Consider the following 12,676-nt stretch of genomic DNA (forward strand, 5'->3'; position numbering starts at 1 on the left):
TCACTCCACATATTCAGAAGGCACAGCATCGAAAAAGGTCGCAATTTTTGGATTGAAACTCAGTTTAATCGTTCCAATGGGTCCGTTTCTCTGTTTTCCAATAATCACTTCAGCCTCGTGAGGGGTATCTGAGATCTCAGACTTATCTTTGTAATAATCCTCACGATAGAGGAACATAACCATGTCAGCATCCTGTTCGATTGCCCCGGACTCACGTAAATCGCTGAGCCTTGGCCGTTTGTTTTCCCTCTGCTCTACGGCTCGTGAAAGCTGGGATAGCGCAACCACGGTAACGTCCAGCTCTCGTGCCAGAAGCTTCAGTGAACGTGAAATTTCAGAGATTTCCTGTTGCCTGTTATCAGCTCGACCCTTCAAATGCATCAGCTGCAAATAATCAACAAAAATCACTTTTATGCCATGTTCTGCTTTTATGCGACGGGCTTTTGCCCGGAGAGAACGTGGATCAAGAGAAGCCTCGTCATCAACAATGATTTTTGACCTATAAAGCACATCAGCCGCTGAAGTGAGCCTTTCCCAGTCTTTGTCGTTCAAAAAGCCAGTTCTTATCTTGCTAAGATCCACTCTTGCCTGCGAGCAAAGGAGCCTCTGTGCAAGCTGTTCCTTTGTCATCTCCAGACAGAAGAAAGCAATAGGCGTATCGCTCCTCACTGCCATATTCCGGGCTATATTCAAGGCAAAAGCAGTTTTACCCATGGAAGGCCTGGCAGCTACAATGATCAAATCCGAAGTGTGAAAGCCTGTTGTGATTTTATCAAGCTGCCTGAATCCTGTTGGAATACCCGTTACAAAACCTCCTGCATCAATAGCCCCGGCTCTGTCTTTTAGGTTTTCAAGGTTTTCGAACACGGTGTGCATAACGCTTCCAAGATCTTCATATGTTCTGGTTGTCTGACTTTCAGTGATTTTGAATATCAGGCTCTCAGCCTTATCAAGCACCTGATCAGTATCGTCTGTTCCATATGCCTCTTCCACAATCTTGCTTCCGGCTGCTATAAGAGAACGGAGAAGGGACTTCTCCTTAACTGTCCTTGCGTAATATTCAGCATTAGCGGAGGTGGGAACGGTATCAGCAAGACGTGCGATTTCAACTTCACTGCCGACTTCTTCAAGAGTTCCCAATGAACGCATTCTGTCGGTAATTGAGACGATATCGACAGGGTATCCTTCATCAAAGAGCTTTTCAATAGTTGAAAAAATGAGCTTATGCTTTCGAAGATAAAAGTCATCACTGTTGATAATTTCTATAATGTCTGTCAATACATCGGGATCGATCAGCACGCTTCCGATAACGGCTTCTTCGGCTTCAATGCTATGAGGTGGCACCTTAGCTTTCATAGGATCGCTTCCTTTCAGCCCAATGTTTTATTGCATCTATTATTCTTTCTTTCTCTTCATCCGATACAAATTGCCCCTTTGCGGGTCCGCAACCGCCGTGGACATCGTGCTTTTGTTTCAAATGTTCAAAGAGCTCCCTAAGGTCAAAATCCTTTGCCGCAAGGGTGAATTTGTTGTCTCCTGTTATACCTATAAAAATATACACATCTTTATTTATAAACCTTGGTATCGAATTGATTATTCCCGGGGTATTTTCACTAACAATGACAATCTCATCTGTTTGCTCCAATTCCCGGGCATTGTATTTCGCCAGCATCTCGGTATATCTTTTTTCTGCGGACTTAAAGGTTTTTACGCTTTCAAGCAGAGAGCTCACCCTATCTGGAATTTCATCAAAGCCACATGTTAACTCTTTCATGAGTGTTTCAACCATTTCATGTTCCTTTTGAAAGAGCTTCCTTGCTCTATTGCCAGCAACAAAATAAAGACGTGTAAGTTCACCTTTGACTTTTTCTGACTTCGTTATTTTCAGCAATCCGATTTCGAGGGTATTGTTTACATGAAGCCCTCCACAGGGATTTCTGTCGATTTCGCCGATTGAAACTACTCTGATCCTTTTCTGAGAAAGAACTTTCTGGCTTAGTTCCTTACGCATTCTGAGATCAAGCCTATTGAATTCCTCCGGGCTGTACAGGTTAATGCTGATAGGATATCCTGCCTGGATCTCTCTATTGACGACATCTTCGATCAGTATTCTCTGATGATTGGTAAAAAACCCCAGCGATATATCAATTGTTGAAAACATCTCGCCCATTTGAAAGCCTAGGGTTTCTGCATCGAGTTCCCTTTTGATAACCGCTGTTAAAAGGTGCTGTGCTGTATGTTGCTGGGAAATATCCTTACGCCTTTCATTATCAATTTCAATGTTAGCCAGTTTTCCTCTGGAAATCCCTTCGACTGAGTCCGTAACTATCCAGAGATCCTTTCCCATTTTTTTCGCTCCGAATATTTGATTTCCTTCAATAACGCCACGATCACCGAGTTGACCACCCTCTCCATCGGCATAGAACACTTCTGATCCTTCAATCACAATTTTTACATTAAACAGACCCTTTTCAGCAGGAAGAATATCGATTACCGTTGCTCTCATCTTTACCCCCTTTTACAGACCACTTGATATTTTATGCCATTCTGTGTAATAATTATACAGTAAGAGAAACTTTTCATCATAATAAACCTGTTGAGGTGATATTTTTGTCAGACAAGCCTATCCTCTCCGTGAAAAGCATGTGCACATATTTTGACATGGCAGAAGGCACCGTGAAGGCAGTGCAAGATGTTTCCTTTGACTTATGGCAGGATGAAGTACTGGGCATTGTCGGGGAAACCGGTTCGGGAAAAAGCGTTACGGTAAAAAGTATCGCCGGGTTGATTGATAAACCTGGTTATATAGCCAAAGGCGAAATTTTATTTTATACCGACGAATTTTCTTCCAGAGGTAACCCTGAATATGTTGACCTTGCAAAACTGCCTAAAGATAGGTATTCGCGGATTCGCGGGAAACACATAGGAATGATCTTTCAGGATCCTATGACATCCCTTGATCCCATGTATACCATTGGTGATCAAATGGTGGAAACCATTGTGCATCACGAAGGCATTTCGGAAGAAGAGGCAAGAGAAAGGGCTATCAAATTGCTGGAACAGGTCGGGATACCTAAACCAATTGAACGATTGAACGATTACCCATTTCAGCTATCTGGGGGTCAAAGGCAGAGGGTTGTCATAGCCATTGCCCTTTCCTGCAATCCTGAGATTTTGATAGCCGATGAACCGTCGACAGCTCTTGATGTGACAGTTCAGGCGCAAATTTTGGAATTGATGAAAGATCTCCAGAAACAATACAGAAGCGGTTTGCTTTTCATCACCCATGATCTTGCGGTTATTGCTGAAATTGCAACCAAAATACAGGTCATGTATGGAAGCTATCAGATGGAACTCGCTCCTTCTGAAACCATCTTTGACAATCCAATGCATCCTTACACAAATGCTCTTCTTGAATGCATTCCAAGGCTTGATATAAAACAGGAAGAACTCGCTCCCATACCGGGGCAGCCACCAGTCATGCTCGACCCACCTTCCCTGTGCCCATTTCTTCCAAGATGTCAGCGTGCAGTTGATAAATGTTACAGGGAAATGCCCAAATTAGAACAGGTGGAAGACAGCCATTTCATAAGATGTTTTAACCCTGTTATCAACAAAGTTTCCGTTGTTAAGGAGGAACTCAGATGAGACTGCTTGAAGTTAGAAATCTAAAAAAATATTTCCCGATAAGACAGGGGTTCCTTATAGAAAGGGTTGTAGGATTTGTCAAGGCTGTCGACGATGTATCGTTCGGTGTTGACAGAGGTAAGACAATAGGTATTGTCGGCGAATCAGGCTGTGGAAAAACAACTATTGGTAAAACGATTCTGCGGCTTCATGAAGCCACTGACGGGGAAATTGTAATCGATGGAGAAGACACAACCTTTTATTTTATGAATAAAAAACACGCAATAGAATACCTGAAAAAGAATTACTTTTCATTGCCTGCTTTTTCCAACGGAGGAAAGGATCTCGAGTCACACCAGCTACAAATATATAAAGCATTCAAAGAAGCCGAAGGAAATCCATCAAGGACTTTGAAAATACTCTATGGAAATCTTGATGAAAAGCGGAAGCTGTTGAGACGAAAGGCGCAGATCGTTTTTCAGGATCCCATGTCATCCATTAACCCTAGAATGACGGTAGGGCAGATGCTAACAGAGCCCCTGCTCTTTCATAAAATTGCGGCCAATATGAATGAAGCCATTGAAATCGTCAAGAACCTGCTCGTTCAGGTCGGATTGAAAGCCTATCATATAGACAGATATCCACACCAGTTTAGTGGAGGCCAGAGACAGAGAATAGCCATAGCCCGTGCTATAAGTGTGCATCCAGAGCTTATAGTGCTCGATGAACCCACTTCCGCTCTGGACGTATCGGTGCAGGCTCAGATAGTAAAGTTGCTGAAAGACCTTCAGGTTGAACTGAACGCTGGCTATGTCTTTATTTCGCATAATCTGGCTCTGGTTAGGTTTATCTCAGATGAAATGGTCGTCATGTATCTGGGTAGAATGGTGGAGAAAGGAGACAGCGAAGCGATATTTGATAACCCGCTTCACCCATATACCCGGGCGTTACTCGCAGCAGCCCCGGTGCCCGATCCCAAAAAGAAAAGAAATAGAAAAGAGCTTATCGGCGGGCAGGTACCCAGCCCTATTAACAGGCCAAAGGGCTGTTTCTTCCACCCCAGATGCAAATACAAAATGCCTGTTTGTGAAAAGGAATATCCGCCTATGTTCAAAGTGGACAACAATCATTATGTTTCCTGTCATCTATACAAGGAACATCAAATCTCCGATACTTTTGAAAAAGGAGGGGAAGATGCATGAAGAAAGTTTTACTGGTTCTTTTCGCAGTGCTTATCGCGGCTCTCGTTATCGCTGAGCCTGAATACGCTGTTGAAGACTACAACGGCGTGCCTGGGGGAACACTATTTCTTGGTACAACTTCAGGTCCCAAAACCTTGAACCCTTACTGGGCTCAGGAAACATCATCGACCGACATCATTGGGTGGTACAGCGATTCTCTGTTCAACGCCGACAACAAAGGCATGCCCACAGTTCCAGCTCTCGCTACCAAATGGTGGTTCTCTGAAGATGGAAAGACAGTGTATTTCCAGATCAGAAAGGGCATAACCTGGTCTGACGGAGAGCCTTTCACTGTTGAAGACGTTTACTTCACTTTCACCAAAGTGGCGTTGGTAGAAGGCATGACAGCAAATGGCCCCGGTGGAGCAATGGACGCCAACGACCAGCTTCCAACAGTGGAAATCGTTGACGACTACACGATTTCCTTCACCTGGAGTGTTCCCAACGTCTGGGGTTTCAAATGGGTAGGATATTCTGATATTCTTCCGAAACACGTTATGGAAGAGGCTGTTGACAACGGCACTTTCTCCGAAACCTGGACTGTTGCCGATCTGGACAAAATCGTCGGTATGGGTCCATTCCTCCCAGTCGAATACACGGAAGGCGTGCGAGTGGTTCTTGAAAGAAACCCCAATTACTACAGGGTAGACAAAAATGGCAACAAATTGCCATATCTCGACAAAATCGTTTACCTTATAGTTCCTGACCTGAACACAGAGCTTCTCAAATTTGAAGCTGGTGAAATCGACATTTACGGGCCCACAGCAGAAAACTTCCCAAGAATTGCCGAACAGGCTGAAGAAAAAGGCTGGACTGTTGGTGTTGGTGGACCTGCTCTGGGTTCCAATTTCATCGCTTTCAACTGGGTAACCAAAGATCCCGTTAAGAGAGAATGGTTCAGAAATGAGCACTTCAGAAGAGCCTTCGTTTACATGCTTGACAGGCAATCAATTATTGATACCCTCTACAACGGACTTGGTTCACCTCTTTATGGGCCTGTCAGCCCATCTTCGGGATTCTACAACCCTGAAATCGAGAAATTCGGTTACAAATATTCTATTGTCAGGGCAAGACTTGAGCTCAAAAAAGCTGGCTTCAGCTGGCTTCCCGATGGAACATGTGTTGACAAAGACGGTAATCCTGTTGAATTTGATCTTACTACCAATGTTGGAAACAACGTCCGTGAAGCCATCGGTAACAAAGTTGTCGATGCTGCAAAGAAACTCGGTATAAAAGTCAACTTCACACCCATGCAGTTCAATTCTCTGGTTCAGAAACTTCTCGGACCTGATTATGAAGCAGTTATTATAGGTCTTACTGGATCTGTTGACCCGGGTTCAGGATGGAACGTCTGGAGGCTCGATGGCGGACTCCATTTCTGGAATTACTCACCGGAACTCAGACCGGACACTGTATCTGAAGACATCTGGTGGTCTCCTGACTGGGAGAAGAGGATTGATGAAATCTTCAGACTCCAGACTTCCGCTGTTGATCCTCAGGAGAGATACGATCTCTTCGCAGAATTCCAGATGATTTGTGCCGAGTATCAACCTCTGGTTTACACCATGAACCAGAATTATCTCTACGCCCATAAAAAGATCGTTCACCTTGCTAACCCTGAACCCAACCCTGCTGCCGGAACTCTCTGGAAGGGTTACGCAATCTGGAAAGAAGCGGAATAATCAATTGATGGACCTCTTTTGCGGGAGGGAATTCCCCTCCCGCTTTAAATGTATATGTTCTGAGGAGGGAAGAAGGTGCTCAAATATATACTTAGGCGTCTCATTTTAGCGGTACCTGTTTTACTTGGTGTCTCGGTGTTATCTTTTTTTATCATTTCTCTTGCTCCCGGTGATTTCCTTGACTACTACCGGTTAAACCCGTCAATCAGCGCAGAACAGGTTCAGACACTTGAAAGACAATTTGGTTTCGATAAGCCCATTGTGGTACAGTACTTTAAGTGGCTCGGGCAGGTGTTGAAAGGTAACTTTGGATATTCCTTTGTGTATCATATACCCGTTTTTAACCTTGTCTGGAGAAGGCTTGGCGCCACTCTCCTGCTGAGCATTAGTACCATGATTTTTACATGGGGAATAGCGATTCCCCTTGGTATATATTCGGCATTGCATCAATATTCTTTCAGTGATCAGGCTTTTTCCTTTTTTGCTTTTATAGGTATTTCTATACCCAATTTTTTCTTTGCCCTACTCTGGCTATTTATGGCAGCCAAAACAGGATGGTTCCCGATCGGGGGAATAATTTCCCTGAACTACGATCAACTTTCTTTCTGGGGAAAAATCGGCGATTATCTATGGCACGTTATTGGTCCGGTGGTCACATTGGGTACGTCAGGGCTTGCTGGCTTGATGAGGCAAATGCGCGGGCAATTACTCGACCAATTGAGACAGGATTATGTGCTTTTTGCAAGAGCAAAAGGGATGCCCGAAAGCAATGTTATCTACAAACACGCTCTGAGGAATGCCATCAACCCGATAGTTACCATGTTTGGTTACTCCCTTTCCGGACTTCTCGGAGGGGCTGTGCTAACGGAAACGGTATTCGGCTGGCCTGGTATGGGACGACTTGTGATAGAAGCCCTTACATCACAGGACCTTTTCCTCGTCATGGCAACTCTTCTGTTGAGTTCTCTATTGCTTATAATTGGCAACCTCATAGCTGATATGTTGCTTGCATGGGTCGATCCCCGTATCAGATTTAGACTTAGATAACAGGAGTGATGGCAGTGAAAGAACCCAAAAAAAACACTCAAGCGCAAGAAACGAAAAAGGAAGATATCTTCGAAGTCCAATATCTGAACCGCTGGCAGCTTGTATGGCGTGCGCTGAAAAAGCATAGGCTTGGCTTATTTTCTCTGTGGGTACTGATTATTATGTACCTTATAGCACTTTTTGCCGATTTCCTTGCACCCCATGACCCGTATGATCAGGCCCAGAATCTTTCTTACGCACCACCCACCAAGATCCACTGGACAGATGAAGAGGGAAAGTTCACATGGCCCTATGTGTACCCGCTCGTCCTTGAAAGAGACCCAGCGAGCTTCAGAACAAGTTTTTCCGAGGGTTTCTCTCTAAACTCAATAACTGCAAAGGATACTACCACAGGTGAAACAAAGACCTTCACTATCGGTGAAAACAATGTGAAAGAAATTTACATGGTTATAAAGGTAACAAGATACGCAGAAGATGCTGAAGGGAATAAAGCATATCTTGGTAACCCGGAATACGATATCGAGCAGACAATTAAGCTCAATGATAGAACACTTCTCGACACGGGAAAGGCCGTGAATATAAATACAAGCAAAAACTCCCTCACTGCACTTTCCCCAACGCGTTATAGGAGCCTCCAGAAAATCGGTCCTCCCGTAAAGATCGTAACCGAAAAGGAACTATACAGAGTCTTTGCCGTTGTAAAAGATGAGGTGAAAGAATTCGTCGAAGAAGCTATGTCCCTTTACAATGAAATCATGGAAGAAGTTGGTGGAGATATCGAACTAACTAAAGAATTTCTCGCTGAACTGGAAGTGGACCCGGAACTTCTCGAGGTTATTTCTTCACCTGAAGTGGTCTCCTACACTTCCAGAAAGTTCCCTTTGAAATTCTTCGTAAAATCATGGGAATACAAATTGCTGTGGCTTATCCCCATGGATCTCCACCTTGTAGGCGTTGAGTCGCCAGCGAGGCTTTACTTTTTTGGCGGTGACAAATTCGGAAGAGATGTCCTATCGAGAATTCTTTTCGGTTCAAGAATTTCCATGTCCATCGGTTTGCTTGGCATTCTCATCACCTTCACCCTGGGACTTTTCATTGGAGGAGTTGCGCGGGTTACTATGGCGGATGGGCCGATGAGGCATTAATGAGGGTTACCGAGATACTCATGTCTATACCGGGATTTTACCTGCTCATTTCCCTTCGAGCCATACTGCCTACCGACATACCGCCTCACTGGACATACGTCCTTATAGTCGTTATTTTAAGCTTTATAGGCTGGCCCGGTATGTCCAGGGTCATAAGGGGTATGGTATTGTCTCTTAAAGATAGGGAATTCGTTCAGGCGGCAATAGCAATGGGTTACCCGGCGCACCGCATTATCTGGCGGCATATTATTCCCAATACGGCAACATATATTATTGTTTCTGCAACTCTATCTATTCCCGGATATATCCTCGGTGAAGCCGGCTTAAGCTTCCTTGGTCTTGGAATCACGGAACCTTCTGCAAGCTGGGGGTTAATGCTCAGTCAGGCCCAGAACATAAGGTCAATGACAGAAGCACCCTGGCTCCTGATACCGGGTATATTCATTTTCATAGTTGTTATGGCATTCAACCTCCTTGGTGATGCCGTAAGAGACGCCCTGGATCCACGTTCACTCGGTTTTTGATATATCCTTTTACTTCTTCCCTCAGAAAAAAGCGAGCCTTTGATTAGAAGGCTCGCTTTTTTATTCCCTTTTCATCATCAGTGGAAAAATTATGGCAGGTAGCAGGATCAGCGCTATCAAAATCATTATGCCAATATAATTCCCGGCCTTTCCAATTGATTCTGAAAAATTCATCAGCTTCAATACAGGAGAGAGCCACCAATTAAAACCACCCTTTATTGACTCATAACAATACAAACCCAGCTGAATTAAAGAAAGAACAAGAGCAACAAAGGGAAAGAACATGCTTTTTTTCAACGCAGCGAGCTGTATTAAAAGCCCAGAAAAAAACAAAAGCCCGACCATTCCCGCAGTAACTGGCAACGATATCTGAACATCGGATTCAACAATGAAATTTGCCAGAGCTGAACCACCACCAAAAATGCCGAATAACACCCCGAAGAGAATTAGCACATCGCCCAGTATTATATATCTCACCTGTATATCACCTCGCAAATTACATGACATAAAAAAGCCCCGGCTCAAGCCGGGGCCTGACATTTCTATATGATCAGAATTCCTGGTAGTAGTAAACGTTGAGATACCAACCAGGAAGGTTAAAGAAATCAAGGCCAAATTCAACGTTAAGAAGGTCATACAGAGCTGTGGTCACGTTAAGACCGGCTGACATACCGCCTGTAAGGAGGTAGTAGCCAAAGTTAAGTGCGATTGTAGGATCGCTGATAACCATAAGACCCAGAGTTGGTGCAACGCAGAGATCAGCAGTAAAGCTGACATCCTGGAAGTTAGCTACAACGTCTCCGTCAAGACCATTGGGCCAGTTGTTATAGTCACCAGAACCGGCCTTAAGTGTCAAAGTGGCAGGTCCAAATGTGAATGGAGTTGGTGCAACCATGAACTGTGCAGTTGCGGGGTATATGTACTTGAGCGTGAGGGAACCTAAGCTGTTGCTAAGAACTCCCTGAAGCCATGCGCTGAAAACAGCACCAGCAATATCGTAATTCAGGTTACCGGTGATATTGAGCATGCTGACTGGTGTAAGTCCAAAGTTGACTCCAACAACCTGGTCATTGATGGTACCGTAAGCAAAGTAAGCATCAACATCGACAGGGCCAAGGGTATTTTTGAACCATGTGTGAAGCTGGTAGTCACCTGGTGTCCTGAAAGCAGCTCTGAAGCCAAGACCGGCAAAAATGTCCTCTGCACTAACTTCAGCACCTGCACCAGCAAAGCTGTAACCCGCAAAGCTTGCCTGAGCGGCAACTGTCAGAGGATCAACTACGAGTTTTGCTGCAACTTTGTTGTTGTCCTGTGTGGCGACAAAGAGACCAAGGTCTTTGAGTTCCAAAACAGCTGTAGGAGCCCAAGCACCATCATCAATGTCAACAAACCACCAGAGACTGCCATTACCGGTAAAAGCTTGGTTAGCATACCATGTTGCGCCAAGGTGATCGTTGGAAAGAGAAAGCATGCTAATTCCTATTCCATTGGCATTGTGATCGGTTACATAAATGCTGAGATTGGCAGGTTGGTCAATGCTAAAGCCGATCCAGGTATCCCAGATATTTAACTCTGTTCTGAAGCCAGCGTTATCAAAGTAGATTCCTGCCTGGACCTTTCCGCCACCAGAGATAGTTACTGGAACTGCTGCAAAAAGGCTTACAGTTAAAAGAGCAACAAGGACCACTAAAAGTTTCTTCATTTACACTTACCCCCTTTGAGAGAGATATTTGGGTTTTAGAACTATTTTACAGTATATCACATTTGTTTTGTGCAAATCAAGCCGGGTACTGCTACAATACCCGGCTTGACAATTACTTAAGAATCAGAGCGACTGTTCCAACTGCAAGAGCAACAAACGAAAGTATTGTTGCGAGATTTGTGGATCTCTGGAACTTGCCGACTTTAGCGTCAACATCCGTCTTGACGGCTTCAATGGAAGCATCGGTTTCAGTCTTGAGTGTTTCCACCTCTTCATTCAGCGCTTTGACATCTTCAACATCGGCTTTGGATTTTGTGAGCTTGTAAACATCTCTGCTCAGTTTATTGGTGATGTTAACGAGAATGTTGTAGTCATCGACTTTTACATAGTTCTCTTCGATGTTCTTCTCAAGATCAGCGAGTTTACTCTCAAGAGCCATTATGTCAAAGATATTGGCGTCAATTTGGTCAAAGGCAACTTCGACATCATCGTTGAGAGAAGCTACACTGGCTTCAAGGCTTCCAAGCCTGTCAGAAAGTTTGCTTTCGGTCATGCCAAGCTTTTTATAAAGGAAGCCCATTTTTTCGGAAAGCTGATCAGGAGTGACAAAGTTGAGATTGGCAACTGTCTCGTTCAGCTTTACAACAGAACTGCTGAGCATCTTGGATGTTACCTCAAGATTGGTAACCTTTTCTTTCAGTGCCTCGACATCTCCGGTTTCTGCAAACATAGAAAGTTTTCCTTCGATATCTGACAATTTCTTTTCGATATCCATTATAGAATTTATGTTTGCATCTACCTGGTCGTAAACAACATTAATGCTGTCATTAAGATCAGCCACATTTGAATCGAGAAGGCTTTCAAGAGCTGCTATGCTATCGTTACATGCTTTGAGGTCTTCAACATCAGCCTTGCTTCGATAAAGCTTGAAGACATCTCTTGTAAGCTTGTTGACAATAGCAACGGTGGTTTCATAGTCCTTGACTGTCACATAGTTTGCAAATTCTTCCTTTACAGCATCAATTTCCTTTAACTGAGAACTCAGCTTGAGAATTTTCGTGTAAAGAAGCGATAATTTCTGATCAAGCTGCTCAGAAGTAACCATTTTGCCTTCGATGGCATCGACTTTTCCCATGTAAGCGGCAAAATCATCTTTGAACTTCGCAAGGGATTGTCCAAGGAGTTTTGTGGTCACTTCGAGATCTGTAACTTTTCCGTTCAGTGCTTCGAACTGTGAGTCATAAGCATCGAGAACCATTTTAACGTTATTGAGTTCTCCAAAAACGTCTTCACGGAGCTCCCATACTTTCTGCTCAACACTGTCAAGATCGATTTCAGCGACTTTCCCTTCAAGGCTCCTGAATTCAGCCATAATATCGATTACACTCTTCTTGACATCTGAAATCTCAAGTGAAAGGCTGGCGACTTTCTTTGTAAGTGCGAATACGAGTTCCTGAAGCTTCGCGTCGCCTGATTCAGAATAGTCCAGGAGTTTAGCGATGGATTCGGCAAGCTGGTAACGGGTAAGAGCCTCGTCACCTCTGAACGTGCCATCAGGAAATCCCTGAAGTAACCCTGCTGAAGTGGCTTTCATTACGGCATCGTATGCCCAGTGGTCCTCTGGAACATCAGTGTAAGCTACACCAAAGGCGATAGCGGCGAACACTACGAGGGCCAGTAAAAAAGCAAGTTTCTTCATGAAACCTAC

The 12,676-nt window shown here is 44.2% G+C and carries 9 protein-coding genes and 1 pseudogene; 5 read left to right on the plus strand and 5 right to left on the minus strand.

Annotation, left to right across the window (positions count from 1 at the left end; translation table 11 throughout):
- Together dnaB and AT15_RS03265 are read right to left on the minus strand one after the other, a co-directional pair.
- Positions 1-1,356 carry a replicative DNA helicase gene (gene dnaB / locus AT15_RS03260; RefSeq protein WP_068346321.1) on the minus strand — a complete coding sequence of 452 codons (1,356 nt, stop codon included), beginning with the start codon at positions 1,354-1,356 and terminating at the stop codon, positions 1-3.
- On the minus strand, positions 1,346-2,506 hold the full coding sequence (locus AT15_RS03265; protein ID WP_068346323.1) for an alanyl-tRNA editing protein: 1,161 nt from the start codon (positions 2,504-2,506) through the stop codon (positions 1,346-1,348). Before AT15_RS03265 ends, dnaB begins: the two co-directional genes overlap by 11 nt.
- A 104-nt stretch (positions 2,507-2,610) precedes the next feature.
- Here AT15_RS03265 and AT15_RS03270 point away from each other — a divergent pair, with 104 nt between their 5' ends.
- The 5 genes and pseudogenes from AT15_RS03270 (at position 2,611) to AT15_RS03290 (ending at position 9,266) form a co-directional block, all read left to right on the plus strand.
- Positions 2,611-3,648, plus strand: a complete 1,038-nt coding sequence (locus AT15_RS03270; RefSeq protein ID WP_153019695.1) for an ABC transporter ATP-binding protein — start codon at positions 2,611-2,613, stop codon at positions 3,646-3,648.
- Entirely contained in the window at positions 3,645-4,829 is a 1,185-nt protein-coding gene (locus AT15_RS03275; protein WP_068346325.1) for an ABC transporter ATP-binding protein, read from the plus strand. Before AT15_RS03270 ends, AT15_RS03275 begins: the two co-directional genes overlap by 4 nt.
- Positions 4,826-6,550 carry an ABC transporter substrate-binding protein gene (locus tag AT15_RS03280; protein ID WP_068346326.1) on the plus strand — a complete coding sequence of 575 codons (1,725 nt, stop codon included), beginning with the start codon at positions 4,826-4,828 and terminating at the stop codon, positions 6,548-6,550. The genes AT15_RS03275 and AT15_RS03280 overlap by 4 nt, the downstream gene beginning before the upstream one ends.
- 75 nt (positions 6,551-6,625) lie before the next feature.
- Positions 6,626-7,597: an ABC transporter permease gene (locus tag AT15_RS03285; RefSeq protein ID WP_068346329.1), complete on the plus strand. Its 972-nt coding sequence runs from the start codon at positions 6,626-6,628 to the stop codon at positions 7,595-7,597.
- A gap of 8 nt (positions 7,598-7,605) precedes the next feature.
- Positions 7,606-9,266 (plus strand): annotated as a pseudogene (locus tag AT15_RS03290) (ABC transporter permease).
- Positions 9,267-9,326: 60 nt separating this feature from the next.
- Here the strand turns inward: AT15_RS03290 and AT15_RS03295 are convergent.
- The 3 genes from AT15_RS03295 to AT15_RS03305 form a co-directional block, all read right to left on the minus strand.
- A complete protein-coding gene (locus AT15_RS03295) occupies positions 9,327-9,743 on the minus strand; it encodes a hypothetical protein (protein ID WP_068346330.1) in 417 nt (138 codons plus the stop codon).
- A gap of 73 nt (positions 9,744-9,816) precedes the next feature.
- On the minus strand, positions 9,817-10,968 hold the full coding sequence (locus tag AT15_RS03300) for a hypothetical protein (protein WP_068346332.1): 1,152 nt from the start codon (positions 10,966-10,968) through the stop codon (positions 9,817-9,819).
- 112 nt (positions 10,969-11,080) lie between these two features.
- Positions 11,081-12,667, minus strand: coding sequence for an S-layer homology domain-containing protein (locus AT15_RS03305; RefSeq protein ID WP_068346334.1), 1,587 nt, complete (start codon positions 12,665-12,667; stop codon positions 11,081-11,083).
- Positions 12,668-12,676: the final 9 nt, after the last annotated feature.

This window comes from Kosmotoga arenicorallina S304, assembly GCF_001636545.1.
GTDB lineage: Bacteria > Thermotogota > Thermotogae > Petrotogales > Kosmotogaceae > Kosmotoga_B > Kosmotoga_B arenicorallina.

What these genes read in the sequence shown, in the direction of transcription:
- dnaB (WP_068346321.1), bottom strand. Translation starts at nt 1,356, where the DNA reads ATGAAAGCTAAGGTGCCACCTCATAGCATTGAAGCCGAAGAAGCCGTT.
- AT15_RS03280 (WP_068346326.1), top strand. Translation starts at nt 4,826, where the DNA reads ATGAAGAAAGTTTTACTGGTTCTTTTCGCAGTGCTTATCGCGGCTCTC.
- AT15_RS03265 (WP_068346323.1), bottom strand. Translation starts at nt 2,506, where the DNA reads ATGAGAGCAACGGTAATCGATATTCTTCCTGCTGAAAAGGGTCTGTTT.
- AT15_RS03300 (WP_068346332.1), bottom strand. Translation starts at nt 10,968, where the DNA reads ATGAAGAAACTTTTAGTGGTCCTTGTTGCTCTTTTAACTGTAAGCCTT.
- AT15_RS03305 (WP_068346334.1), bottom strand. Translation starts at nt 12,667, where the DNA reads ATGAAGAAACTTGCTTTTTTACTGGCCCTCGTAGTGTTCGCCGCTATC.
- AT15_RS03275 (WP_068346325.1), top strand. Translation starts at nt 3,645, where the DNA reads ATGAGACTGCTTGAAGTTAGAAATCTAAAAAAATATTTCCCGATAAGA.